Genomic DNA, 26,594 nt, shown 5'->3' with positions numbered 1-26,594 from the left:
GTTGGGTGTTAATTATTGAGTATTGATTGTTGATTGGAAGATTCTATGCAGAATTGCACGCTTGCACACGTTATATTCGAAAATTCGCAGCGTTTTTATCAGTTTCCCACGCTTTACTGTTTCTCAACGGCGTCTTTGCAGCCTGTTGACATGTATCAAGCAAAGCTGTTGGGCGACGCAACATATGATTTTACATCGTTTATGAACGCATGTTCTGTGCAAAAGTGGGCCACCTATACCTATGCTCAGCAATTTTTCTTACACGTAGAATTTTTGGGCGCTCCTGCAAAAATTCAGCTTACCTACGCAAAAGCTTATGACGATCATGCCCAAACGTATCAGACATCTTATGAAATTGGCGGTACAACCGATGAATGGCAGACGCAAGACATTGCATATGAACTTGATAAAGATGTAGTGGTATGTGGATTTAAAATAACAACAACTTCTGATGCCATGATTCGTAACTGTTATTACTATACATCAGTTGCGCCTGAGCATGTTTGTACTCCTGAACTTGCTTTATGTACAACAACGTTCAAAAAAGAATCCTTTATCATAAAAAATGCGCATATGGTGCGTGATTACATTCTGGCTTCATCAGAGTCTATCGCCAAGCACTTTTCTATGCACATTGTTGATAATGGACGCACGCTTAAAGCAAGCGATGTTGAATCCGCAGGTATTGTTCTTCATCCTAATCCTAATGCAGGTGGTTCTGGCGGATATGCACGAGGTATGATCGAGGCAATGCGTCAAGAAATGCCAGCCACTCATGTGCTGCTTATGGATGATGATGTGAGCGTTTGCCCCGAAAGCATTATGCGTACCTATGCAGTGCTTTCTTTGGTGCGCGATACCTATCGTGATGCGTTTATCAGTGGTGCTATGATGTGTTTGGATGCCATGGACACGCGTTGGGAAGATGTAGGTCACATGACCGAAGTAGGTCAATGTCTTTCGCTTAAAAGCCCTGTTTCTATGGCGTATTTTCAAAATATTGTACGTAATGATTTATTGTGTTCGCACGAAGAAATTAAGCAGATTGCTGATAACAAGCATTGTTATGCTGGTTGGTGGTACTGTGTAATCCCTGCGTCTACCATCAAGCGTTTTGGTTTGCCGTTGCCGCTGTTTGTTCGATTTGACGATATTGAATATTCTTTGCGCGTTCGTCCAAAGTTTATCAGTATGAATGGTATTGCTGTTTGGCATATGGGATTCAATGCAAAATATAACGCAGCAGTAGAGCGCTATCAAACTACTCGAAATTCCTTTATTACGCAGTGTACAACTCATATTGCTTCTAGACATTCGTTAGTTGCTCGTTTTAGAGATCTTGCTTTTGGGCTTGATCTTAGAAAATTTAATTATGCAGATGCGCGTTTAGCACTTGAAGGTTTTGAAGACTTTCTTAAAGGTCCGCGCTATATTATGAAACCTGGTACCGTAGAAGAACGCTTTATGTATGCGCATAAAGCAGCCGAGCACTTGCTGCCTGCTGAAGAGTTTAAAGCGCAGCTTAAAGATAAGCTTGATTTCACACTTTCCAATGTTTATGCGTCGTCGTACGTATCATCTTTTGAAAATGAGTACGACATTTCTCGTTCATTTAAGCAAAAGTTGATTGATCTTATCACGTTTAACGGACATCGTTTTACCTGGTTGGCACATTCAAATCCCGAACCAGCCATTATTGATGTTGCAGGGTGGACATATCCCTCAGGTGTTATTTCTCAACGAGAAAAACTACTAGTTATTAACCGCTTTGATGGATCAGGAACTATTCGTACCCGTGACGTCCATGCTTTTCGTGAGTTGTACCATAGGTTTAAGCGTGATATGAAGTTTTATAATGATCACAAAGATCAGCTTGAGCGAGCTTATCAAGAAGCTATGCCAGAAATGACTTCTGTTGAGTTTTGGAAAAATTATCTAGGTATTAAGTAATACGCATAACAGTGACAGCTAACGTGCCAGTTGGGTATAGTTGCATGTGATTTACACGTTGCTTATAAGAAAGGGTTTCGTTGCACGTTTGTTCACCTCACAGCTCACAAGCTAAGTTTCCTTTAGAACTTTTAGCTCCTGCAGGAAGTCCCGCTGCTTTTTATGCAGCTTTATACGCTGGAGCAGACGCTATATATTGTGCCCTTGGTTGCGATTTTAATGCGCGCCGCAGTGCAGATAATTTTTCGGACGAAGATTTTCAGCAGGCGTGTAAAGACGCACATGTTTTAGGCGTACATGTGTACGTACCTATTAACATTGAGATGCGAACCGAGGAGATTCCGCGCGTATTAGCTTTGGTTGAACGTGCGTGGACGCTTGGCGCCGATGCTTTTATTATTCAGGACTGGGGCGTTTTGTTTGAAGTACGCAGGCGCTTTCCGCATATCGAGTGTCATATTTCTACTCAGTCAAACATACATGATTGCCGCGGCATTGCATTTTGTCGTGCGTGTGGTGCCCAACGCGTTACGCTTTCGCGTGAGCTTAGTTTGTCTGAGTTGACCAAGCTCTCAAAAGAGGGTGTTGATTTGGAGTGCTTTGGGCACGGTGCCTTGTGTTTTTGTTATTCAGGCTTGTGTATGCTCAGCTCGCTTAACGGTGATCGTTCTGCAAACCGCGGGCTTTGTGCTCAGCCGTGTAGATTGCATTATCGTATGTACGATGACGAAGGTCATGTGTACACGCTCAAGAAAAACGATCATTTGCTTTGTCCCAAAGATTATTGCGTTCAAGATAAATTACAGGATATGGCTCAAGCAGGAGTTTTCTCGCTCAAAATTGAGGGGAGAATGAAAAGTCCTGCGTATGTTTATGCCGTTGTTCGTGCGTATCGTCTGCGCATGCAAGCACTTTTGGAACACAGAGATCTAAGCTCCGAAGAAGAACAGACCATTCACAACTTGCTGCAACGAAGTTTTAACCGCGGTTTTACTCATGCGTATTTGGATGGAACTTCGGGAAATGAAATGATGAGCTTTGATCGTTCAAATAATCGCGGTCAGTTGGTTGGAAGTGTTGTTTCATCTCGCGATTTAGGCGTTTTTAAGCGTCCTCGCCCCGATAAACCAGGTCGTTTTCGCTATAAGCCAACGGCAGAAATTACGGTGTTATTGTCTTGTGAAGTTCACAAAGACGATTTATTAGAATTGCGCGAAGATGGCCACAGCGACTTTTTAACCTCGCGTGTTACTCATGATGCACAAGCTGGCGATACAATCATCTGCCAAACCGCGCGGCCTCTTCCGCAGGGCTGTCCTGTTCGTATGATACGTTCTCAAGAATTGATGGATATAGCCGATAAGGCTGCTCGTCATGTGCTTGTACGTCGTGTGCCTGTTGTGTTTTCTATATATGCACACCTGAACGAAAAATTTATCATCACCGCTCAAACTGCAGATGGTCGCGCTGCGGCCACGCTTGCAGGCGATCCGCCGCAGGTGGCAAAAACACGTGCGCTTACTAAAGAAGATATTATTGCGCATGTAGGACGTGTGGGAACTTCTCCTTTTGAGGTAGAATCCTTTTCTATTGATATGGACGAAGGACTTGGCATGGCGTTCTCAACGCTTCATCATCTGCGCCAACAGGTACTTGAGGATCTTCAAGATACCTTGTTGGAGCCCACGTCACAACGTGCGCGCACTGAGGCGCTTCGTCGTATGCGCAAGGGGTTACCGTTTACTCAAAAGCCCACTATGGACACAGTTGCAACTGAGCTGGCGTATGGACGTCAGAAAAATTTGCTCTTGGGTATGCGTGATAGCCGCGTGCATGAGCAATTGTCTTCGCAGCTCTTTTATGGAGCGGCTATCTGTGCGCTGGTGCCTTCGGTAGAAGCTGCATTTACCGCAATTAAAGCTGGTGCAACCAGGCTTTATGCAACCGTTGATACGCTTTTGTACGCAAAACATCATCATCAAGCATGGCCTGCTCACCACGTTCCCATTCCTTTGTTAGACGAGGTTTGTCGCGAACGCGATCACGTGCGCAATGATTCGTTCGTACAGCGCGATAAGTCTTGTGCGGTGGGAAATATGTCCGAGCTTTTGCTTGCTCAACAAAGCGGTGCAATAAGCGAAATCAGACCTTGTGTGCCGGTTTTTAACACCTCAACTATTGAGGCACTTGCGCGATACGGTGCAAGTACTATATGGTTTTCGCCTGAATTAAGCCTGCGCGAGCTTATTGGGCTAAGTAAAGCCTCACCTTTGTGTACGGGTATGCTTGTATTAGGAAGGCCTCGTACGATGACAACTGAACACTGCATTTTGCAAGCGGCAAACCAGTGTATTCATAATTGTCTTAAGTGCAGGTTGCGCCAAAGGCGCATGTGGCTTGAGTCTGAGCGTGGCAATAAACATGCCTTTACCGTTGATTTAGAAGGAAGAAGTAGGTTGTATTCGGCGCATCCGCTTGATGCAACGCCCCATATTCCAGCACTTATGGAAGCAGGCATGAATATGTTTATGGTGGATTGCACGCTTTTATCAACTGAACAAATTGTACAATACATCCATCATGTACAACATGCCGTGCTTGCTGGGTATAATCATAAACAGCCAAAGCCGCGCATGGTTGGTTTTTCGGCAGGCAGACTTTTTGACGAAGTAGGGTAGAAGAAGTAGGGTATACAAAGACGTAAAATACGTATGTACCATGTGACAGAGCTTACGTTTGTAGATGTACGCTATCGGTATTTGCGTGTTGAAACCTTAAAGTGCACAAGCTCAATATAGGTGATAGGGGTACGGTTGTGGAAGAAACATACGATTCGCAATTTTCGTCGTACACGGAAGGCTTTAAGAGCGATGATTTCAAAGATTTAGAGCAATCTTCAGATAACGAGTATAACGTAGCTGCAGATGCTGCTGCGCGCACTCGTGCACTTGCGGCAGATGAAGCCGCTGCGCGTGCGTGTGATACTGTCGTTAAAGATGGTGCTTCTGAGCACACTCATGATACCCAAGCGGCTGAGGATACCCCAGTTGCCGCGGACGCCCAAGCATCTGCAGAGACCCAAGCGGCCGCCGCAGATTCATCTCCTGATATTTCGCCTGAGGCGCAGCATGAGCTTGATAATTTTCAAGCGCACGAAACATCCAGCGAAAAGCCGGCTCATGTTCCTATTAATCGCGAAATCCTTGAAGCAACGCTCGACGTTATTCGAGAAAGCTTGCAGGCTGATGGCGGTGATATTGTGCTCGTTAACGTGTCAGATGATGGCGTAGTAACGCTTGATATGGTTGGCGCGTGTGCAGGGTGCCCGATGTCTGCTTACGACATGAGCGAAGGTGTAGAGCGTATCTTAAAAGAGCATGTTCCTGGTGTTGTTAAAGTTGAACCTTCGATGATGTGGTAGATGTTATGTGGCTGAATGATTTTTACCAAACGCTTAATCCTATTGCTTTGCAAATAGGCCCTTTTATTATCAGATGGTATGCGCTCGCTTATATTGCTGGTTTTATATCTGCTGGTATTGTGATGTATAAAACGTCGCAAGCATGGAAGATTCCTTTGGGTATTGATCGCGTAATGGGGCTGGTGAACGCAAGCATTATCGGTGTTATTGTGGGTGCTCGTTTAGTGTATGTGCTGTTTTATGGCTTTTCATATTACAGTGAACATCCGCTTGAGGTGTTTTTTCTCAGTCAAGGCGGTATGAGTTTTCACGGTGGACTTTTGGGCGCGCTTATAGCTGGATATATTATGTGTCGCTTTGTATATAAAATTTCATTTGTAACCGTGTGCGATTTGGCTGTTATTGGTACCTGCCTGGGTCTCTTTTTTGGCCGTTGCGCTAACTTCATTAACGGTGAATTATGGGGAAAGGCTTGCGATCTTCCCTGGGGAGTTATGTTTGCCCATACTGGCGGCGGATTTGTGTATCGTCATCCTTCACAGTTATACGAAGCCGTGCTTGAAGGCTTGGTTATCTTTGCCGTGCTGTTTACGCTGGCACACTCTAAGAAGCGCAGGTATGAAGGGGAGTTTATCGGCATTTTTCTGGTGATGTATGGTGCATTTCGCTTTTTGATCGAGTTTGTGCGCCTACCCGATGCACAACTTGGATACCTATGCGGAACTGATTGGCTTACGATGGGACAATGTCTTTCGCTGCCACTTATTGTGCTGGGTGCGTTTGTTCTTTTTTGGGCGTTTACGCGCAAAATTGAGCACCATTTGTCTTAAAGCCCAGTTGTCATAGAGGCGATACGTTGCCTGTTTGCATTTTCGCACGTAAAACAATAAACTCCGTACCCGACAAAACGGATACGGAGTTTTTTTAGTGTGCTAATTTATTTCTCGTGTGCGTTATTGGCTGTGTGCGCCCTAACTTGCAATGCTATAAGAATGCTATAAGGGCGTATTCACGCACTTCGCAAGCCAGTCTTCATCGGTCATTGGATGAGATATTTTTCCATCCGCTCTTCCAAGTGAGGTAATGCCTTTGACCTCGTCTTCGGTGAGCTTAAAATCAAAGACATCTAAATTTTCGGGCAGACGCACTTCGTGTACAGTTTTAGGAATCACCGCAACGCCGCGATCCAGCTGCCAGCGTAGCACCACCTGTACCGGAGTTTTGTGGTACTTTTGAGCACAACTTTGAACGATATCGCTTTGCATAACTTGAGGATTTGCGCGTGCAATGGGGCAGTATGCAACTGGCTGAATATTGTGTTTATGCAGGTAACGTACTAAAGCTTCTTCGGGCCATAACGGATGAATTTCAATTTGATCACAACTTGGCATAACGCGCGCGTGCTGCATAAGATCATTAAGCATAACTTCATTAAAATTGCTTACACTAATGCTTTTGATAATGCCTTGGTCGTGATAATCTTCTAACACATGCCACGTTTCTAAAGCATTTTTACTCCACCAATGCAGATACATCATATCAAGGTAATCTACCTGTAGATCTTTAAGAGAGCGATCAATGGAGCGTTTTGCCAGTTCTTCGCCGTAATAGTTGGGCCATATTTTGGTTGCAACAAAGAGATCCTCACGCTTTACATCGGTGTGAGCAATTGCTTGGCCTACTTCTGCTTCGTTTTGGTACATCCATGCCGTATCAAGTGCGCGGTATCCAAGATCAAGTGCTTTAAGCATCAAATCGATCGTGTTATGTGCTTTATACGTGCCTAATCCAATTAAGGGCATAGCATGTCCGCTGTTTAATGTGGTGCTATGTTCCATACGTTTATTTTTGTTGGTATTGTCTCCCATAAAATTTCTTCTTTCTAAACGCAATGCATAAACAAATCATAAGACGTGTGTTGGGATATGCATATTGTCATTCGACGTGTGTGTAAGAATATAGGTCCTTTTTACATAGTATAAAGGAGCGAAATATCTAAAATCTAGTGTTAAACACAATCTTCCAAACAAGCGTTAATTGCGAAGTAGATACATCACAAGCAAATTTCTACGCACATAACATACAACCAATAAACTAAGAACCAACATACAAAATTCTATGTAATGCCTTGTGCCGTATGGATGATATGCACCAAAATGCTTTATACTGTAGTTCATGCTAGGATAGGTAATCACAAGTCACAAAGACCAACATACGGTGCACTCTTACGCACCGCATGCGGTGTATAAAACCCGCGTGAATGACTATTTCGGAGGATGTATGTGCGGAATTGTTGGATTTACTGGAAAAAAGCAAGCAAAACATTTTTTGTTACAAGGCCTTGAGGCACTTGAATATCGTGGTTATGATTCCGCAGGTATTGCGGTTGTTTCCGACGACAAAGAGCTCCACAGCGTAAAATGCGCAGGCCGTGTGCAAACGCTCATAGAGCGCAGTGAGCTTGCCAATCTCAATGGATTTACAGGCATTGCGCATACACGCTGGGCAACACATGGTGCTCCTACCGACAAAAACTCGCATCCTCATTTAGACGATAGTGGAAGAATTGCCATTGTCCATAACGGTATTATAGAAAACTTCCGCCAGCTAAGAGCATATCTTGCACAAATAGGTCATACGCTTAGAAGCGAAACAGATTCTGAAGTTATTGCTCACTTGGTAAGCGACGCATATAATGGTCCAGCACAAGGCAATCTGCTCACAGCCGTTAGATATGCATGTGAGCGTTTGCAAGGTACTTGGGCTATAGCTGTTGCATGTGCCGATTTACCAGACGAAGTGGTTGTTGCTCGCAAAGGATCACCACTTGTTCTTGCCTCTACACCTCAAGGTGCCTATGCCGCAAGCGATATTACACCTATGGCATCGGTTGCCTCGCATGTTATACAGCTTCAAGACAATCAGTTTGCGCGTCTTAACTCAACAGGTGAAATTACGGTATTTGATGATAACGGCATAGAAATTGCTCATCCTACTACGCTTGATATCGATTGGGATGCTTCAGCAGCAACGCTTGGTGGTTATGCCGACTTTATGGCAAAAGAGATTGCCGAGCAACCCGAGGCGCTTGAGCGTTTGCTTAAAGGTCGTCTGACGCCTGATGGAATTAAGCTCGATGAACTTGCAATGACGAGCGATGAGCTTGCATCCGTAGACAGAATTTATATGATTGCCTGCGGTACTTCATATCACGTAAGTTTAATTGCTCGTCAATACATCGAATCATGGGCAAAAATTCCCGTTTGCTGTGAATTTGCTTCAGAGTTTATCTATAAAGAACCACTTATTACTGATCACACCCTCTGCATTATCATTACACAGTCGGGTGAAACGGCAGATACGCTTTGCGCAGCAAGAAGAATGAAGGCGCTGGGATGTAAAGTTATAGCCATTACCAATGTGCTGGGTTCATCGGCTGCGCGCGAGGCAGATGGTGTTGTATACGTTCAAGCAGGTCCTGAGATTTGCGTTGCTTCAACAAAAGCATATACGGCACAAATTGTTGCTTGTGCGCTTGTTGCGCTTCAACTTGCATATGTTCGTAAAACTCTGGAATATAGCGATGTTAAAGCCCATTTTGAGCATCTTTTAGCATTGAGCGACCTTATTCGTGAGGTTATTTCTCGCAGATGGCAAGACAAACAAATTGCTCCTTTATTTAGAAATGCTCATTCCGCGTTATTCTTGGGTCGCGGTACAAATTCAACAACGGCGTTTGAAGGTGCGCTTAAACTCAAAGAGCTTAGCTACCTTCATGCCGAGGCCTATCCTGCGGGTGAAATGAAACATGGTCCTATCGCACTTTTGGAGCCTGGCTTTTTGGTTGTTACAATTGTTCCACAAGACCATGTACACGATAAAACCGTTTCAAATATTCAAGAAGTTATTGCACGTGGTGCAACATGTATTGCGGTTGCAACAGATGGCGATGAATCGGTTGCTGCTCAATGTGAGCATACGCTTTGGATTCCCGCTTGTCCCGAAGAGGATCTTGTGCCTATCGTGGCTATTATTCATCTACAGCTTTTGGCGCGTTATGTGGCACGTCTGCGTGGTTGTGATGTTGATAAGCCGCGCAATCTTGCAAAGTCGGTCACGGTTGAATAGTTTGCGTTAATTAGCAGGTATTGATTACAGCTTGTACGATAACGTGCGATAACGCACAATAACGTACAAGAACGAGCAAGAACACATGTTTGGATAAAAGGAGTGCACGCAGGATGGAACATCAGAGCATGATGCAATCAGGCATTGGTGTTGATATGTTCGAAATCGAACGCATGAAGCGTGCACTCACGTTACACCCAAATCTTAAAACACGCGTATTTACCGCTGATGAGATTAGCTATGCTGACGCCTGCGCTCGTCCTGCCGAACATTTTGCTGCATTTTTTGCCGCCCGCGAAGCCGTGGTTAAAGCGTTAGGCACGGGTTTTGCTTGTGGCATTGGATATGCTGATATAAGTGTTGCCCACGATGCGTATGGAAAGCCCTATCCAGTTTTATCGCCAGCTGCTCAAGCAATTGCGAATCAAGCTGGTATTATTAAAATTGCTTTGACGCTGAGCCATACGCATACGGTTGCCGTTGCCAATGCTTTAGCATTAACGCAGGATATGATAGCGTCTGATGACGTCAAACCTTCGCCCAAAGAGAAGTTAGCGTATTCGTTTAAGCAGGCACGCGGCCTTATTGATGAGCTTGAGCGGCTTGATTATGCAGAGCTTATGCATTACGAAACACATGCACAAAAGAATTCTTCATCAACAAATTAGACATGTGTTATCCGTATAATGTAGCCTATAAAATTATATAAAAACGTATAATAATTCTAACGGATTGTAGTCGTCTTGCGCATGGGGCTTACCAAAAGCCCAATACGTATGACGTGGTAAAACGTATAAGTACAGGCATGTTTTATAGGAGTGTTTCATGCAACCGGTTCTCAATGTTGAGGATATAAAAAAAGTCGAGCACCATTTAGCTGATGTAGGCGTAAGTATTTCTGAACTTATGCACCGTGCAGGCTTGGCTGTAGGAAGAGAAGTTGTTGAGCTTAAAGAAGTTTCAACCGTTACCGTTATGTGTGGCTTTGGTAATAACGCTGGAGATGGCTGGGTAGCTGCTGGTTATCTACATAAAAAAGGTTGTACCGTTACTGTTGTAACTCCAGTGGAAACCGATGAGCTACAAGCAGACCTCATTCGTGTGTGTGCAAAGTCAGCAGAGGCTCAAGGAGTTGCAGTGGTTGTTGCTCCTCCTCGCGAAGAGCTGGAAGAGCTGCTCTTTAAAAGCGATGTTGTTATCGACGCTATGTTTGGTACGGGCTTTCGCGGTTTTGCTCACGAGCCGTTTTCTATTTGGATCGACTGTGTTAACGAATCTGCTGCACGCGTTGTTGCTGTTGATGTTCCAAGCGGGCTTTCAGCGCAAACAGGGCTTAAACAGGGCAATTGTATTATTGCCGATTTAACGGTTACGATGATTGCGCTTAAACCAGGACTTTTATGCGATGATGCCCGTGATGTAGTAGGCGCTATTGTAGTTGCTCCTTTAGCAGAACAAAGCGATTATCTTGTGCGCGAAGCCGACCCTGTTGCATGGCGTGTTGATTTTGATGATTATGCCGATGTTATTCCACAGCCCTCCAAGGCACACGATAAATATTCACGTGGTACGGTATTGGTTGTTGCAGGTTCTACCCGTTTTCCGGGAGCGGCTATTATGGCTGCTTCTGCGTGTGCACGTGCTGGTGCTGGATATGTAACGCTTGCAGTGCCAGAATCTATAGCCGCACTTGCTCAATCTCATCTATTAGATATTCCTGTTCTTGCACTTCCTGCTTCCCCTGAAGGAACTTTTGGGGCTGCTGCATGTGAAGCAGTTGCACAACTTGCGCCTAAATTTGACGCGTGTCTTATAGGGCCGGGCATGCGAGTAAATGCGCACACGGTAAGCATTGTATCGGCTTTGTTAACGTCAAATGTTCCGCTTGTAGTTGACGCAGATGGCCTTAACTGTATTGCTCGCCTTACGGGCAACAAGCTTGATAAATTCCCCGAGCTGATACGCCGTAATGCTCCTTTGATTTTAACGCCACATAGAAAAGAACTTGCTCGCTTGGTAGGTCTTGAAAAAGAGCCTCTTTCTACGCTGAGTGCAACGCTAGAAGCTGCACGCCGTATTGTGTGGTCTGATGGCGGATCCGAGCTGGTAGTTATGGCAAAATCGTCTGCAACAGCATGTGTATCAACCGATGTTGCGCTTTTGCCAAAGCCAGGTCCTGCCTGTCTTGCAACAGCTGGTACGGGTGATGTTTTGGCAGGTATAACCGCGTCGCTTTTGGCTCAATCACATGTCACTAACGAAGAGTTGGTGTTGCTTGCTTCGTATGCATGCGAGTTGCACGGCGCTTCCGCCCTATTAGCACAAAAGAAATTTGGTGAAACCGCAGTTATGGCACATGATTTACTGAACTATATTGGGCTTGCTGCACAAGATTTTGGTGATTCTTTTTCGCAGGTTTAAGTTTTGATACGTTTATAGATCTTATATGACGTATATGAAAACGTACGTTATCTGTTCATACAAAGCATACACGCAAGCTCATGTGTTTTTGCTCAATGAGCACAATGTGGGTTTTCACACGAATTTCATGCTGTGCCGCGATATTACAACGTATATTGCAAGATTTTGGCAAAGGATAGTAAAAGGATAGTAAATGCAGGAGATAGGTCCTAAAAACAGATGGTCATGGGTGGAGATCAACCTTTCCGCGCTTCGTCGTAACGTTCGTACATTTAAGAAATTGCTTAACCCATCAGTAAGGCTTATGTGCGTCGTTAAGGCTGATGCATACGGTCATGGAGCCGCCGCGTGTGCGCGCGCTATGAGCTCGGCTGGTGCAAATCAATTTGCGGTGGCAACGGTTGACGAGGGGATTGCGCTTAGAAAATCTGGTATCACTCAGCCAATTGTTCTGCTCAGCGAGCCTCCCGAAACGGCAATTGATGACCTTATTGAGTATTCGCTTATTCCTACTATCTATACCACAGAATTTGTCCTTGCATATGGCGAACGCTGTGTTGCGCATAATACCGTTGGAAAATATCACATGGCTCTTGACACGGGAATGACACGCGTTGGGGTTGCTGCAAGCGATGCGGTAGAATTTCGTCACACTATAGATTTTCATCGAGGAATTAGTTGTATTGGAACTTCAACACATTTTGCTACAGCTGATATCGAAGGCGACTGGGATTTTAGACGTCAGTATCAGGTGTTTTCAGATGCAATACGTGAGTTACATGCAGCCGGATTTTATACGGGTCTTATTCATTGCAATAGTACCGCGGCAACTATTTTACATCCCGAACTACAGTTTGATATGTGTCGTGTAGGCATTGGTCTCTACGGTCTTCATCCTAGCGAAGCTACGGTTTCTCGTCTTGAGCTTTCGCCTGTTATGTCGGTAAAAGCGCGTGTTGTGCGTGCGATTGAGCCTCGTATTGGCGACGGTGTCAGTTATGGCATGACCTATCGTGTAAGCGATCCTCACCTACAAATTGCAACCATTCCACTTGGCTATGCTGATGGTCTTTCGCGCAGCTTGTCTAACAAAATGGATGTGTTAGTTAAAGGACAGCGTGTTCATCAGGTTGGTCGTATCTGTATGGATCAGTGTATGTTTGCGTATCCGCTTCAAACGCTTGCCCATCCCCAAGGCTTTGAGCCCATTGAGCGCGGTGATGTGGTTACCGTATTAGGCGAGGATGGCGCAGAATACATCAGTGCCGATGAACTCGCAGCTTTGCGTAACACCATCAATTACGAAGTTCTTTGTGATTTCTCCTTACGCTTAGAGCGAGTCTACCTCTAAGAATGGCTATAATTGTTACATAGTTTATACCGTGTAACTTTTATGCTCATATATCCCGGGGAGGGATCTCAATGGATAAGAACATCTGTTCGTCTATACATATGACATCGCCAGGAACGTTTATTACGGTGTCCACAGAGCAAACGCAAGCCTTGGGTACGTTGCTTGGAACGCTTCTTTCTGCAGGTGATGTTCTTATTTTAACGGGTGATTTGGGCGCGGGAAAAACTCAGCTGACAAAAGGCATCGCTGCAGGTATGCAGATTACTGACGATGTTACCAGCCCAACATTTACCATTGAAATGGTGTACGAAGGTGCACATATGCCTTTGTATCACTTTGATCTGTATCGTCTGAGCACCCCCGAACAACTAGAAGATACTGGTTTGTACGATGTTTTGGATTCAGACGGCCCATGCGTTATCGAGTGGGGCGAACAATTTGTTGATGAAATTGGTCCAGATCGTATGGACGTTGTAATTACACGCTTATCCCAAGACGGCCACACTATGGAAGAACCGCCTCGTCAAATTAGCTTTATTGCACATAATGACCATATGCACCACCTTGTCGACCAGATAAGTTCGCATTTTTGTGCGTAAGGAGTGAACTCTATGAATTTTGCTACTCAAAAATCGTGCCATGTAGTTGCTTTTGATACATCTACCGATATGCTTGCCTGCGCAACCGCGCGTGTTGTTTTGGATTCACCCGCTTCAATTAATGCAGAAAAGGAAAGCTCTCTTCCGCAGAACGCATCTTTTAAGGTAGTTGATGTTCACGCGCAAGACCACCTATGCCGTCGTCGTGCAAATGTAGAGCTTGTTAATACCATGCTTAGCTGCTTGGATAGTGCGCATACATCGCTTGACGCTGTTGACGCAGTTATAGTTGGACGAGGCCCTGGCTCATTTACGGGCGTGAGAATTGGCATTGCTACCGCAAAGGGTCTTTCTTGCGGTATGGGCAAAAAATTGTACGGTGTATCAACGCTTGATAGTGTTGCATGGAATATGTGGCTTAAAGGGGTAAGAGGTCGCGTTGCTGTGGTAGCCGATGCCATGAGAAAAGAAGTTTACCCCGGAATTTATGATTTATGCGAAGAAGGCGCTTTGCGCACGTTTGCGCTTGAGCGCGTTGTAAAAGCCGATGTCGCCGTCCAAGAATTTTGCGCGCGCGCCGATAAAGATGAACTTCTCTTCTCGGGAGATGCGTTTACTAAGTACTTAGATCTCTTTAAAGGTGCAGGTCTTACTCGTATTGCGGATGAGTCTTTGTGGCATCCAAGTGGAAGCGGTCTTATACAAGCCTATGTTTATGCGCTTGCTCACAACCAGCTTAAAAGCGGAGATCCTGCTTTGGTGCTTCCTGTGTACACACGTCTTTCCGATGCCGAAGAGCACGAGCGTCAAAGGCTTGGCATGAAAGAGCCTGCTCAGGTACAAACAACAGGTGTAAACGATGAACTAGCAGGTCTTCATTGTCAGTTGCGTCCTATGTCGGTAAACGATGTACAAAGTGTCTCCGCGCTCGAAAAGGCTTGTCATGCTCAAACACATCATACGCCCTGGACCGAGCAGATGTTTGCAGACGAGTTAAGCCAGCCCAATCGTTCGTGGTGGGTTGCTCATGACGAAGCAGATATTATTGGATTTGCAGGAGCAGTTCTATCGGGTGACGAGTTTCAAATCAGCGATATTGCCGTTGCCAAAGCGCGCAGAAGAAACCATATTGGCGAGCGCCTGCTTGAGCGTGTAGCCTACGACGGCCAAATGTATGGTTGTACGTCGGTTTCGCTTGAGGTAGAAGCAGATAATGCGCCTGCTTGTGCACTGTATAACAAACTTGGATTTACACGCATTGCAACGCGAAAAGATTATTACGGAAAAGGTCACGATGCACTTGTGCTTCGTGCAGCTTTGCCTCTTGACACCACGTCCCTTCACAAAAAAGAACAGGCACGTCCTGCCGCTTCTGTGCGCCCGTGGCCCATATGTGCTGCAGCGCGCTCGCAAGCGGGCCTAGACGCGCTTAAGCATGCTGGTGATCTTATCTTAGCTATTGAATCTTCCTGCGATGAAACAGGTCTTGCTATCATTGATTCCCATGGTGAAGTACTTGCGAATGTAGTTGCAACTTCGCTTGATTTTCATTCACGTTTTGGTGGTGTTGTTCCCGAAATTGCTTCACGTAAGCATGTAGAAGCTATTGTTGGTGTATTTGAAGAAGTTATGCAACAAGCTGGTGAAAAGCTCGGTCTTGATACTTTGGTTCCGCAGGATCTTTCAGCTGTAGGAGTAACGGCAGGCCCTGGTCTTGTTGGCGCGTTGGTTGTTGGTGTCGCTTTTGCAAAAGGCTTGGCAGCAGGTGCTCATCTTAAACTTATTGCAGTAAACCACCTCGAAGGGCATATGCTTGCAAATCTGTACGAAACAAACGACCTTAAGCCGCCGTTTATTGCATCGTTGGTGTCGGGTGGAAATACGTTGCTCGTTCATGTTAAAGCATGGGGCGTCTACGAAATTTTAGGAGCAACGATTGACGACGCAGTAGGGGAGGCTTTTGACAAGGTTTCAAAAGCTTTGGGCTTAGGCTATCCAGGTGGTCCTATTATTTCTAAACTCGCCGCTAAAGGTAATAAACGAGCAATTCATTTTCCGCGTGCAATGCTTCATTCGCACGATTATAGTTTTTCGCTTTCAGGCTTAAAAACTTCGGTTATTACCTATATTGAGCACGAAAATCAAGCAGGTAGACCCATCAATTTACCCGATCTTGCGGCTTCGTTTGAGGCAGCTATCATAGATGTTCAAGTTGCAAAAGCCTACGAAGCACTTAAGCAAACGGGTGCGCGCGATTTTTGCGTGGGCGGCGGAGTTGCTGCTAATAAAGAGCTACGCGATGCTTATATCGAGGCGTTTACCAAAAAAGGCATACGTGTAACTGTTCCACCGATGGTTGTTTGCGGTGATAACGGCGCCATGATTGCCCTGGTTGCACTAAGGAATTGGCGCGCAGGCATCTTTGCCGACTTTTCACTAGACGCAAATCCTAATTCTAAGTTTGGTGATTGGTCTTGTTTGGCACAGCCTTGCGTATCGCCTAACTGGCCTCCTAAACGTTTTCCTCACGGCACAGGTAAAGGAGCCTCACACTAGTATGAAAGACGGTTTTATAAAGGTTGCTACACGCTCGCCGCATGTACAGGTGGGATGTGTTTCAGAAAATGTTGCAGCATGCTATGAAGAAATTTTAAGTGCTTACCGCGACGATGAGGCACGCCTTATTGTGTTGCCTGAGCTAAGCATAACAGGATATACCTGCGAAGATTTGTTCTGGCAAGCACAACTTATCACCGAGGCTCAACAAGGCGTAGAACGCTTAATACAAGCCTGCGCTGACCTCGATGCCCTTATCGTAGTGGGTGCACCTGTTTCGGTGAGATCTAACCTTTATAACTGTGCAATTGTTTTTCATCATGGGCGTCTTTTGGGTATTGTTCCAAAACACGCGCTTCCAACCTATAACGAGTTTTACGAGCTGCGCCATTTTACACCGGGTGAGCACGAGGTAGTGTATATCAATTTTGCATCGTTTTCTCATGTTCCTTTTGGCATGAATCAACTTTTTACCTGCAGTTCTGTACCTCAGTTAGCGGTTGCTGTAGAAATTTGCGAAGATCTTTGGACACCTTGTCCGCCCTCTATTGCTCATGCTTTAGCTGGTGCAACGATTATCTGCAATTTGTCCGCATCAGATGCACAAATTGGCAAGTGCGCATATCGTCGTAATTTAGTTACCAATCAAAGCGCTCATTTGATAGCAGGATATGTATATGCCTGTGCTGGGTGGACGGAGTCAACTCAAGATTTGGTGTTTTCTTCGCATAATCTTATTGCCGAAAACGGCACGCTCCTGGCTGAAAGTAAGCCATTTTCACATGCAGGTGTTTCTACCGAGATAGATGTAGACATGCTTGATCAGGAACGTCGTCGTACGTCTACGTTTACCAGCACTATTGCCGCCATAAAAACGTATGTGATCACCTCATTTGACCTGCAGGTGCGCCCCTGTACGCTTACACGTTTTATTGATCCGCACCCCTTTGTACCTGCTCAAACTGCCGAGCTCTCCGCCCGTGCCGAAGATGTACTTTCTATTCAGGCTCACGGCCTTGCCAAGCGGCTTTTACATACGCATGCAAAAACTGTTGTGCTTGGTGTATCGGGCGGCCTTGATTCAACGCTTGCGCTTCTGGTATGTGCGCGCGCCTTTGATATGATAGGGCTTGATCGCGCAGGTATTATAGCGGTTACCATGCCAGGTTTTGGTACTACCGAAAGAACTCATGGTAATGCAGCTGTTTTAGCTGATGTCCTTCATGCAACGCTCAAAGAAATTCCCATTTCTGCAGCTGTTTTACAGCATTTTGAAGATATTGCCCACGATGTTCACGACAAAGATGTTGTGTACGAAAATTCTCAAGCGCGTGAACGCACACAGATTCTTATGGACATTGCCAATCAGGAAGGTGCGCTGGTAATTGGTACTGGTGATTTGTCCGAGCTTGCGCTTGGTTGGGCAACCTACAATGGTGACCACATGTCGATGTATGCTGTTAATGTTGGCGTTCCTAAAACACTTGTTCGTCACGTAGTTGCGCACGTTGTCCATAGCTGTTCTACGTCTTTTGATGAATCACAAGATTTACAAGATGTATTACTTGATATTTTGGCTACGCCGGTGTCGCCCGAGCTTTTACCAGCACATGATGATGGTACCATCGCACAAAAGACCGAGGATTTAGTTGGTCCATATGAGCTTCATGACTTTTTCTTGTATCAAGTCTTAAGACGTGGTTTTAGGCCTTCAAAGGTCTTTCGCTTGGCGCAGGTAGCTTTTGCAGATAGCTACGATAAAAAAACGATCCTTATGTGGCTTAAAACGTTTTATCGCAGGTTCTTTAGTCAACAGTTTAAGCGTAGCTGTTTACCCGATGGACCCAAAGTTGGATCGTGCGCCCTTTCTCCGCGCGGCGACTTTAGAATGCCTTCTGATGCACTTTGTACCGATTGGCTTCGCGAATTGCAATCTTTTGAATAGTGTTCACAAGACGTACAACACGTTAAAACACATATTTAATTCGCGTGCCAAGCGACAACGCGCAGGTGTGTAAAGCTATCCATACAAAACAAATAAGCGCTCAAGCTTTGTGCTTGAGCGCTTTTTGTATACGCATTAACTAACGTACTCATGGAGTACTTCTAAGGCGATTTAAGCACCTTTATCCTAGCTTACGCACCAGCTTTGAGCTTAAACGTTAGAAGAACGGGATTATGGTCACTGGTTGCAAACCCCGTATCTATATTATGCGCTTGTGCTTCAACATTATTTGAAACAATAAAACCGTCTACGGTTGTGGTATACGTTACACCTTTTTCGTAGGCAATATCATCGCCTCTACACGTGGGAACTTCCGATAAATTATCCGCTGCCACGCAGGTAAAGCCTTGTGGAAGGTCACTTGCATTAAGCGGTTTCACCCAATCGGGAATACCTTGCTCGCTTGGATAAAGCTCCAGAGAATCGCACAGAGCGTGATTCCAATCACCGCCTGCAATCACATAATTGCCCTTTGCATACTCGCTGACAAGTGTGTCGGTAAGCATCTTAAGCTGTGCTGCTCTAAATTTTCCGCCCTTATCGTAGGCCGACATATGCGAATTGATGAGCACCAGCGAATGTTTATCGGGAAGCGTATAGCGTGTAATTTGAAAACATCTATCTAAATCAAAGTATTTATCAGGGAAATCAGTGGTAACAGAATAGCTTCTGCGAATAGAATTTATCATGTTAACGCGCGACAACGTAAGAATTCCCGAATTAACTTTTCCGTGCATATCGTGTAAGGGGTAGGCAAGAAAGCCCGAATGGAAATTAGACGCAAAACTCGACTCGTAGGTAGAAAACGTATCTTTAACCGCCTTTACTTGGTTAACGTGATAACTTCTATCGGAATCGGTGTCGATCTCTTGAAAGAACATAAAGTCGGGCGCGGAGCCATTTGCCGCTTGAGCAATCGTTGCAATGGATCCTTGAGTTGCGGCTTCTACGCTTTCTAGGCTTACTGCCTTGCCATGAGTCCCTTGTTTAGGCGTGCCATCCTTCATAACGCCTTTATCCATAAAGAAGGTATAATCGGGCGTATATGCACCAAAACCTACGTTATACGTAGTAAGTGTATAGGTGGTGTCATAGGACACTTGTTGAGGCTGATCACCTTGCAAATCCGTGCGTGGACTTTCAATTTTAAGCATTTTATTATCGGCGATGCGCGAATAATGACTTTCAAGATAGGCGGCATACCCAGCAAATGCAAGCGCTACAAGGACAACAACAAGTATTACTAGATATACAACTGCCTTAACGATCGAAAAAGCTTTATGATGCTTATAATTCTTGTGGTGTGTCTTTTCTTTGGTTTGTTCAGCAAGATTTTTGAAAACACTTTTATGCAAAAGCGAAGTACTTGTTATATGAGCTGAACTTTCTGCATGAGACATGCTTATCTCTTGCATTGCTTGTTCAGTTGAAGCTTCTGGCTGTTGTTCGAGAGAATTATCTTCTTCAGAAGCGCCTACACGCGTATCAGAATCGTCTCGATTATATGTTTGGTCTTTCATACTTGCTCCTTTATGTCCAAAACACAGAGATGAGCACATTTGTTGTAGCACCATAACAACTATTATAAATAATTAGTTTTACGATACAATTACTTTCGCATTATTGTAGCGTACTTTTGCACGTTGGTAGAGCAGCTCAATCATGCACTTATGTGTAGTAAGCGCCTTCGCGAGTGTTCACTGCAAAATTGGGAATAACACTATTACTCGCTTAAAGTAATGAGGTATAGTCTGCGCTTAGTTTGTATATGTATCAATGATTTTATTTGTAGGTAAAGAGTAGGGTAGGGTTTTGAACTTTTCATTTCGTGATGTACGGAGAACATTTGTAATAGCAACAGCTTTGTTTGCTATGTATTTTGGTGCTGGAAATCTTATTCTTGCACCTTATATAGGAGCTAACGCAGGTCGTGATGTCCTATGGGTACTTGCTGGTTTTTTCATTTCGGGTGTTGGATTGCCAATGCTGGCACTTATTGCGTTATGTTTGGTGGGATCTCCTGCTACAATCTCAATGCATATTTCACCTCTTTTTAGCAAAATTTTTACGCTTTTAGTATTTTTAACATTAGGTCCTTGCATGATAGTGCCGCGTACCGCCGCATGTGCATATGAAATGACTAAACCATTGATGCAGGGGCTTGTAGCTCCCTTATCTGTCGTGTGTACAGCTGCGTGTTCATTAGTTGGTCAGGCTCAGGTAGCTGCTACACATATAGATGTACTTGTGAGTGCATTCATGTTGATATTGTTTTCCGCGCTGTTCTTTGCTATTGCTTACAGCTGTGCAGTTCATCCAGGCAGTTTAACAAATATCATGGGAAAAATTTCGGGACCATGCTTATTGATTCTTATGCTTACACTTATTGGTTCGTTTTTCTTTCAGCGTCCAAGTACACCACCTCAGATTGTTAATTCTTTTTCAGCCTTTTCACAGCAGCATGTTATTGTTGAACATTCAAACGCTTTAGAATCAGGGCTTTATTCGTTTGCGCAAGGTTTTATTTGTGGCTATCAAACCATGGATGTTTTTGGAGCATTTATCTTTGGCTCTATTTTAATTCCTTACATTAAAGAGCAAGGTATTACCAAGCAAGAAGCTGTTGTTCGTCAAGTTATAAAATCAGGCTGCATAGCTGGTGCACTTATGATGTGCATATATGCAGGTTTTGCCTTTGTTGGTAGGTGTATGTCGGGAACAACTCAACACTTCGATCAAGGCGCTTCCATTATTGCATCTGCTGCAGCATTTCAATTTGGTTCATGGGGTTCCTTAATTGTAGCTGCAATTTTTACTATTGCGTGTCTAAACGTATGTATGACACTTTCGTGTGCGGCAGGTGAATATTTTGCCAAGACAAGTGAAGGTCCACGCTTTCGCTGGGCTCTACGTGCGGTATGTTTTGTTTCGTTTGTTTTGGCTAATGTTGGATTATCTGCAATATTAAATTATTCTGTACAAATTTTAACGATTATGTACCCGTTGGCGGTTTGTATCATCGCAATGGCTCTCATTACCTCCTACACTAAGAGAAAACGCGCCACGCTGCCTCCTGATACCTGGTTACCTTATCAAATTGCCTGTTTAGTATGTGCGCTCGAGACAAGTATCGTGGTAATTCGCGATATGTTCTTTACAACATTTACACTTCCATTTGATTTTGTACCACTCGCCGATTTGCATCTTGAATGGACGATCATTACTTTGCTGGCATTTATCTGTACATATGTATTCCAACAAGCTCGCGCTTATGTTCGGCGTTCAACGCTGTAATTTCTAAAACTTGCTTTTATGGTTATATAATTGCTATATGCAATGCGGTTGAAAGCTGGAGAGGGTTTTTAAGCGCACTGATACTTTGTCTTATTCAACTCACACCATTCTGTGTCGCCTCTTGTTGCGCAGGTGGTATAAGGGAGGATACGTATGTATAACGTGCGTAAGGTGGTAGATGATATTTGGTGGACAGGTGCGCAAGATCGTCGTCTTGAACTTTTTGAAAACACCTATCGTGTACCTGCAGGAATGTCGTATAACAATTATGTCATCATGGACAATAAAACCTGTCTTATGGACGGCATTGATGCAGCGGTAGAGCATCAGTTTCACGACAATCTAGATCATGTATTAAACGGTAGACCCCTTGATTATATGGTAGTTGATCATATGGAGCCCGATCACTGTGCGGCTATTCCGTATTTAGCCGAAAAATTTCCTGATATGAAAATTGTTGCCACGCAAAAGGCATTTCGTATGATGGAACAGTTTTACGATTTTGACGTTCAAAGTCGAGCGGTTGTGGTTAAAGAAGGTGACACATTGTCGCTTGGCAAACACGTTTTGCGCTTCATTATGGCTCCTATGGTTCATTGGCCAGAAGTAATGGTAACCTATGACACAACTGATCATGTGCTTTTTGCTGCCGATGCGTTTGGTGCATATGGTGCTATGCACGGTAGCCTTTTTGCCGATGAAGTAAACTGGGAAAAGGATTGGTCAGATGAAACGCGCAGGTACTACACCAATATTGTGGGGAAATACGGTCCACAAACACATGCACTGTTAAAGAAAGCCTCTCGTTTAGATATTTCATATATTTGTCCTTTGCACGGCTTTGTGTGGAGACAAGATTTTAATATGCTTATTGATCGTTATGAAAAATGGTCTACGTATACACCCGAAACCAATTCAGTTGCTATATTTTACGGTTCTGTGTATAGCGGAACCGAAAATGCGGCGGATATTCTGTCGGTAAAGCTTTCAGAAAAAGGCATAAGAAACGTACGTGTGTTTGATGTATCAAAAACCGATTTATCCGAAATGCTTTCCCGTGCTTTTGAGTATTCTACATGGGTATTTGCTGCGGCAACGTATAATTTAGGGGTTTTTGATCGCATGCATTTTTTGCTACACGATATCAAAACGCATAATTTGCGTAATCGCTGTGTTGGTCTTATCGAAAATGGTACCTGGGGTCCTTTGTCAGGCTCATTGATGGCTAAAGAGCTTGAAAGTCTTAAAAACATCACGATTCTAGAACCGCGCGTAACGATTCATTCTGCGCCCAAAGAAGATACCCTCACTGAGCTGGAGAAACTTGCCGATGCGCTTGTATTAGCGGTGAATGAGCACGCCTAGCCTTTGGTGCATGGTGCATACAAGTTCAATAAAAGTTCATTTTAGATGGTTATAAATTGAACCTTGTAGTACAATAGACCCTGAGTTCAATTTGAGCTCAGGGTTTTTGTATGGCGTTGTATGATGCACCGTTGTGTAAGCTTAATGTTCGTTGTCTCTGCACAAAGGCTGTACGACACCTTAGAGTCTTGTAGGTAAGGTGCTGTGTTGCACCTATGAGGGGAGCACTACCATGAATACATCTCTCGTTACGCCAGTATTTACGCAACAATTGGTACATTTTATGAAACAATCAGGTTTTCGCCAAGTTGATCTCATTGAACGTGCACGTCAAAGGGATGTTAAGCTTGGAAAAAGTCAGCTGAGCCAGTATGTAAGTGGCAAGTCGCTTCCTCGCTATGATATGGTTCAAACGCTTGCTCAGTTGCTTAACTGTACTGCCGATGATCTTTTAAACGCGCCTTCACCCAAAGCTTCCAACATGCAAGATAGCTTGCATACGGCACAGAGTAGCTCTCATGTAGGGCATTCCCATGCCGCTGCAACTTCCATTCATACACCGAAACCTAAAAAACCTCGCCGTAGCTTTAAGAAATCGTCCAAGCTCGATAACGTTTTGTATGATGTGCGCGGCCCTGTGGTAGATGAAGCATATCGTATGGAAGCAAGCGGTGTTCACGTACTTAAGCTTAATATCGGAAACCCTGCGCCGTTTGGATTTAGAGCGCCTGATGAAGTTATTTACGATATGCGTCAGCAATTAACCGATTGCGAAGGCTACTCTGATAGTCGTGGACTTTTTTCTGCACGTAAAGCCATCATGCAATACGATCAGCTCCGTGGCATTCCCAACGTTTCGATGGAAGATATTTACACGGGAAATGGTGTATCCGAGCTTATTAACCTTTCTATGCAGGCATTATTGGACACCGGCGACGAAATTTTGGTTCCTAGTCCCGATTATCCATTGTGGACCGCGTGTGCAACGCTTGCTGGTGGTACTGCAGTTCATTATCTGTGCGACGAACAGGCTCATTGGTATCCTGATATTAACGATATGCGCTCTAAAATTACGCCTCGTACCAAGGCTCTTGTTATTATCAACCCCAATAATCCTACCGGCGTTCTGTATTCACGCGAAGTACTGGAAGATATTGTTGAACTTGCGCGTGAGTTCAATTTGATGATCTTCTCTGATGAAATTTATGACCGACTTGTTATGGACAATAAAAAGCATATTTCAATTGCCTCGCTTGCGCCCGATTTGTTCTGTGTTACGTTTAGCGGCCTTTCAAAATCGCATATGATTGCAGGATATCGTATTGGATGGATGACGCTTTCGGGAAATAAATCAATCGCACGCGACTACATTATGGGCATTAACATGCTTTCAAACATGCGCCTGTGTTCAAACGTTCCTGCACAGTCTATTGTTCAAACAGCTTTGGGTGGATATCAAAGCGTAGAAAATTATATTGCCCCAGGTGGACGTGTTTACGAACAGCGCGAATTTACATATAACGCTCTTTGCAACATGGAAGGTGTTTCGGTAGTAAAACCCGACGCCGCGTTTTATATGTTTGCTCACCTCGATAAGAAAAAGTTTAATATCAGCGATGATGAACAATTTGCGCTTGACTTGTTGCGCGAGAAACGCGTGCTTATCGTGCACGGAAAAGGTTTCAACTGGGAAACTCCAGGTTATTTTAGAATTGTATATTTGCCACGTTTGCAAACACTTTCCGACGCTCTTGGCAAAATTGCCGACTTTTTAACTTCGTATCATCAATAAATATATCGCTGTAAGCGCGTTTACGCTCAAATAACGTACGTACTAACGATAACGCGGGATATCGCTCAACAAAAAACCGGGCCTTGAGCCCGGTTTTGTTGGTTAGTTTGGGTTTATGCGTCTGTATGTGCGACTGCATGTTTGCACGCCTATACGCGTGTCTGCTGCCTTGTCGTTTGCGCCTAAGCGCCTATACATCCATATGATCTCGCGCGGCATTTACAAAGTTTTGGATAAGCTGCATATGTTCTGGATACTCAAAGCACATAAGTTCAGGGTGCCACTGAACAGCCTGAACAAAGGTTTTATCAGGCATATACACTGCTTCGATAAGATTATCATCAGAAAACGCCATGGGAACAAAGCCTGTACCTAAATCCTTAAGCGCTTGATGATGTCTACTATTTACACCAACATGGTTATGCGTAAGCAAGATTTGCTCTTCCCAAAGCTTTGCCAAAGGAGTGGTTTGTACAATTGATACGGTGTGCCACGGCTTAAAATAAGGCGGGCGCATACTGTGTGTATGAGCGTTAGGCAATTGCGTGGGAATATCCTGATACAGTGTTCCTCCAAACACGCAGTTCATAATCTGAATACCGCGACAAATTCCAAAGACGCACTTATCAAGTTCAACTGCTTTAGAAATAAGCAAAACTTCGTAGGTATCAAGGTCGTCGTGGGGCAGTTGCGTTTGCGCAAGTGCTTCTTCATGATAGAGCGCAGGATTAACATCGTCGCCTCCTGTAATGAGTATGGCGTCAACGGCTTCAAGGTATGCGTCTATCACAGCAGCATCACTTGTTACTGGTAAAAGCATGGGTGCCGCACCACATGCACTAATAGCACGAATATAAACGCCCAGCGCTGCGTATTCATCTGTTGCGCAAAGGTTTCTGGTAGTAATGCCTATACGAGGCATACGCTCATGAGCGCATGTTGAGATAGGGGAGTGGTTTGTCTCTTTATGGTATTGCATGACGTATAGCTTCCTTATAATAATAGTTTCCTTATACTATGAACTTGAACTTATTCTAATAAGTATATAAATGAAAATACTTCCCCATAAAAAATTTGTTATTTTGAAATATATTGGTTATAGTTCATTAGAAATTCGTAAGAGTTTATAGAGGGTCTATCTTGCGCACACGCGAATAAAAATCATCAGTAATTCACGATGGGAGCATGTTAGCACGTATGTATGTTTGTGCGTATTGTAGTATCTAAGTGAATAGATGTCCCGTATATGCACGGTGCATACATGAAATGTAGGAGTTATATGGTGAAGTGTGTTGTGCTTTAGTAAGTGTTGACATGTTCTATAAAAGAACGTATATTTATATCTTGCGCATGGGAACCTATCATAACTTTAAGGTTCTTATCATATAGTGCGGGGTGGAGCAGTTTGGTAGCTCGCCGGGCTCATAACCCGGAGGTCGTTGGTTCAAGTCCAGCCCCCGCGACCATTTGATTTCAAGCCACCCTTACGGGTGGTTTTTTTATTATATTTTGAACACCTTTCATAAAACGTATCTCATCATTCTCAACTACTTTTCGTAATGTGTGCACACGAACTCGAGCAATAAATTCATAAAGTATTCACAAAACAATATATAAAAGCTTGACAAATAATGCGGGGGGGGGGGGGGCGGCCTCTTGTTAATTTGGTTTGGCCAACCCAAATTTTTTAACATTTTTGTTTTTTCTTG

17 protein-coding genes and 1 tRNA gene are annotated in these 26,594 nt (G+C 44.3%); 15 read left to right on the top strand and 3 right to left on the bottom strand.

Annotated elements, in window-relative coordinates:
* Nucleotides 1-45 precede the first annotated feature (45 nt).
* The 4 genes from AC5GD6_RS03920 (at nucleotide 46) to lgt (ending at nucleotide 6,201) form a co-directional block, all read left to right on the top strand.
* Nucleotides 46-1,950, top strand: a complete 1,905-nt coding sequence (locus tag AC5GD6_RS03920; RefSeq protein WP_303870762.1) for a glycosyltransferase family protein — start codon at nucleotides 46-48, stop codon at nucleotides 1,948-1,950.
* 80 nt (nucleotides 1,951-2,030) lie between these two features.
* A complete protein-coding gene (locus tag AC5GD6_RS03915) occupies nucleotides 2,031-4,628 on the top strand; it encodes a U32 family peptidase (protein ID WP_491846276.1) in 2,598 nt (865 codons plus the stop codon).
* A gap of 509 nt (nucleotides 4,629-5,137) precedes the next feature.
* Nucleotides 5,138-5,371: a NifU family protein gene (locus tag AC5GD6_RS03910; RefSeq protein ID WP_029575192.1), complete on the top strand. Its 234-nt coding sequence runs from the start codon at nucleotides 5,138-5,140 to the stop codon at nucleotides 5,369-5,371.
* 5 nt (nucleotides 5,372-5,376) lie between these two features.
* Nucleotides 5,377-6,201, top strand: coding sequence for a prolipoprotein diacylglyceryl transferase (gene lgt, locus AC5GD6_RS03905; RefSeq protein ID WP_303870768.1), 825 nt, complete (start codon nucleotides 5,377-5,379; stop codon nucleotides 6,199-6,201).
* Nucleotides 6,202-6,366: 165 nt separating this feature from the next.
* On the opposite strand, the gene AC5GD6_RS03900 is transcribed toward lgt, so the two are convergent.
* Nucleotides 6,367-7,239, bottom strand: a complete 873-nt coding sequence (locus AC5GD6_RS03900; protein WP_303870770.1) for an aldo/keto reductase family protein — start codon at nucleotides 7,237-7,239, stop codon at nucleotides 6,367-6,369.
* A 412-nt stretch (nucleotides 7,240-7,651) separates the two neighbouring features.
* On the opposite strand from AC5GD6_RS03900, the gene glmS reads away from it, so the two are divergent.
* From glmS to AC5GD6_RS03865, 7 genes are all read left to right on the top strand, one after another.
* Nucleotides 7,652-9,499: a glutamine--fructose-6-phosphate transaminase (isomerizing) gene (gene glmS, locus AC5GD6_RS03895; protein WP_061102679.1), complete on the top strand. Its 1,848-nt coding sequence runs from the start codon at nucleotides 7,652-7,654 to the stop codon at nucleotides 9,497-9,499.
* Between the two features lie 113 nt (nucleotides 9,500-9,612).
* A complete protein-coding gene (gene acpS, locus AC5GD6_RS03890; protein WP_061102678.1) occupies nucleotides 9,613-10,167 on the top strand; it encodes a holo-ACP synthase in 555 nt (184 codons plus the stop codon).
* A gap of 157 nt (nucleotides 10,168-10,324) precedes the next feature.
* A complete protein-coding gene (locus AC5GD6_RS03885; RefSeq protein WP_491846275.1) occupies nucleotides 10,325-11,920 on the top strand; it encodes an NAD(P)H-hydrate dehydratase in 1,596 nt (531 codons plus the stop codon).
* A 193-nt stretch (nucleotides 11,921-12,113) separates the two neighbouring features.
* Nucleotides 12,114-13,271 carry an alanine racemase gene (gene alr / locus AC5GD6_RS03880; RefSeq protein WP_416428517.1) on the top strand — a complete coding sequence of 386 codons (1,158 nt, stop codon included), beginning with the start codon at nucleotides 12,114-12,116 and terminating at the stop codon, nucleotides 13,269-13,271.
* A gap of 71 nt (nucleotides 13,272-13,342) precedes the next feature.
* Entirely contained in the window at nucleotides 13,343-13,873 is a 531-nt protein-coding gene (gene tsaE, locus AC5GD6_RS03875; protein WP_061102675.1) for a tRNA (adenosine(37)-N6)-threonylcarbamoyltransferase complex ATPase subunit type 1 TsaE, read from the top strand.
* 12 nt (nucleotides 13,874-13,885) lie between these two features.
* Nucleotides 13,886-16,429, top strand: coding sequence for a tRNA (adenosine(37)-N6)-threonylcarbamoyltransferase complex transferase subunit TsaD (tsaD, locus tag AC5GD6_RS03870; RefSeq protein ID WP_491846274.1), 2,544 nt, complete (start codon nucleotides 13,886-13,888; stop codon nucleotides 16,427-16,429).
* Between the two features lies 1 nt (nucleotide 16,430).
* Nucleotides 16,431-18,374: an NAD(+) synthase gene (locus tag AC5GD6_RS03865; protein WP_491846273.1), complete on the top strand. Its 1,944-nt coding sequence runs from the start codon at nucleotides 16,431-16,433 to the stop codon at nucleotides 18,372-18,374.
* A gap of 191 nt (nucleotides 18,375-18,565) precedes the next feature.
* On the opposite strand, the gene AC5GD6_RS03860 is transcribed toward AC5GD6_RS03865, so the two are convergent.
* Complete coding sequence (locus AC5GD6_RS03860; protein ID WP_491846272.1) at nucleotides 18,566-19,954, bottom strand: exonuclease/endonuclease/phosphatase family protein; 1,389 nt, start codon at nucleotides 19,952-19,954, stop codon at nucleotides 18,566-18,568.
* Nucleotides 19,955-20,246: 292 nt separating this feature from the next.
* On the opposite strand from AC5GD6_RS03860, the gene AC5GD6_RS03855 reads away from it, so the two are divergent.
* The 3 genes from AC5GD6_RS03855 to AC5GD6_RS03845 all read left to right on the top strand — a co-directional run bounded on the left by AC5GD6_RS03855 (nucleotide 20,247) and on the right by AC5GD6_RS03845 (nucleotide 24,885).
* Nucleotides 20,247-21,728: a branched-chain amino acid transport system II carrier protein gene (locus tag AC5GD6_RS03855; RefSeq protein WP_276777196.1), complete on the top strand. Its 1,482-nt coding sequence runs from the start codon at nucleotides 20,247-20,249 to the stop codon at nucleotides 21,726-21,728.
* 153 nt (nucleotides 21,729-21,881) lie between these two features.
* Nucleotides 21,882-23,093: an FprA family A-type flavoprotein gene (locus tag AC5GD6_RS03850; RefSeq protein ID WP_491846271.1), complete on the top strand. Its 1,212-nt coding sequence runs from the start codon at nucleotides 21,882-21,884 to the stop codon at nucleotides 23,091-23,093.
* A gap of 232 nt (nucleotides 23,094-23,325) precedes the next feature.
* Complete coding sequence (locus tag AC5GD6_RS03845) at nucleotides 23,326-24,885, top strand: aminotransferase class I/II-fold pyridoxal phosphate-dependent enzyme (RefSeq protein ID WP_491846270.1); 1,560 nt, start codon at nucleotides 23,326-23,328, stop codon at nucleotides 24,883-24,885.
* A 190-nt stretch (nucleotides 24,886-25,075) separates the two neighbouring features.
* Here AC5GD6_RS03845 and AC5GD6_RS03840 read toward each other — a convergent pair whose 3' ends face one another.
* Nucleotides 25,076-25,864, bottom strand: a complete 789-nt coding sequence (locus AC5GD6_RS03840) for a gamma-glutamyl-gamma-aminobutyrate hydrolase family protein (RefSeq protein ID WP_420027825.1) — start codon at nucleotides 25,862-25,864, stop codon at nucleotides 25,076-25,078.
* Between the two features lie 410 nt (nucleotides 25,865-26,274).
* Between AC5GD6_RS03840 and AC5GD6_RS03835 the strand changes: the two genes are divergently transcribed.
* Nucleotides 26,275-26,351 (top strand) — tRNA-Met (locus AC5GD6_RS03835).
* Nucleotides 26,352-26,594: the final 243 nt, after the last annotated feature.

The sequence above is a fragment of the Fannyhessea sp. genome (assembly GCF_986145555.1).
This window is presented reverse-complemented; position numbering and strand designations above follow the sequence as displayed.

What these genes read in the sequence shown, in the direction of transcription:
- AC5GD6_RS03920 (WP_303870762.1), top strand. Translation starts at nt 46, where the DNA reads ATGCAGAATTGCACGCTTGCACACGTTATATTCGAAAATTCGCAGCGT.
- acpS (WP_061102678.1), top strand. Translation starts at nt 9,613, where the DNA reads ATGGAACATCAGAGCATGATGCAATCAGGCATTGGTGTTGATATGTTC.
- lgt (WP_303870768.1), top strand. Translation starts at nt 5,377, where the DNA reads ATGTGGCTGAATGATTTTTACCAAACGCTTAATCCTATTGCTTTGCAA.
- AC5GD6_RS03850 (WP_491846271.1), top strand. Translation starts at nt 21,882, where the DNA reads ATGTATAACGTGCGTAAGGTGGTAGATGATATTTGGTGGACAGGTGCG.
- AC5GD6_RS03860 (WP_491846272.1), bottom strand. Translation starts at nt 19,954, where the DNA reads ATGAAAGACCAAACATATAATCGAGACGATTCTGATACGCGTGTAGGC.
- tsaD (WP_491846274.1), top strand. Translation starts at nt 13,886, where the DNA reads ATGAATTTTGCTACTCAAAAATCGTGCCATGTAGTTGCTTTTGATACA.
- AC5GD6_RS03840 (WP_420027825.1), bottom strand. Translation starts at nt 25,864, where the DNA reads ATGCAATACCATAAAGAGACAAACCACTCCCCTATCTCAACATGCGCT.
- tsaE (WP_061102675.1), top strand. Translation starts at nt 13,343, where the DNA reads ATGGATAAGAACATCTGTTCGTCTATACATATGACATCGCCAGGAACG.
- AC5GD6_RS03865 (WP_491846273.1), top strand. Translation starts at nt 16,431, where the DNA reads ATGAAAGACGGTTTTATAAAGGTTGCTACACGCTCGCCGCATGTACAG.
- alr (WP_416428517.1), top strand. Translation starts at nt 12,114, where the DNA reads ATGCAGGAGATAGGTCCTAAAAACAGATGGTCATGGGTGGAGATCAAC.
- AC5GD6_RS03845 (WP_491846270.1), top strand. Translation starts at nt 23,326, where the DNA reads ATGAATACATCTCTCGTTACGCCAGTATTTACGCAACAATTGGTACAT.
- glmS (WP_061102679.1), top strand. Translation starts at nt 7,652, where the DNA reads ATGTGCGGAATTGTTGGATTTACTGGAAAAAAGCAAGCAAAACATTTT.
- AC5GD6_RS03900 (WP_303870770.1), bottom strand. Translation starts at nt 7,239, where the DNA reads ATGGGAGACAATACCAACAAAAATAAACGTATGGAACATAGCACCACA.
- AC5GD6_RS03885 (WP_491846275.1), top strand. Translation starts at nt 10,325, where the DNA reads ATGCAACCGGTTCTCAATGTTGAGGATATAAAAAAAGTCGAGCACCAT.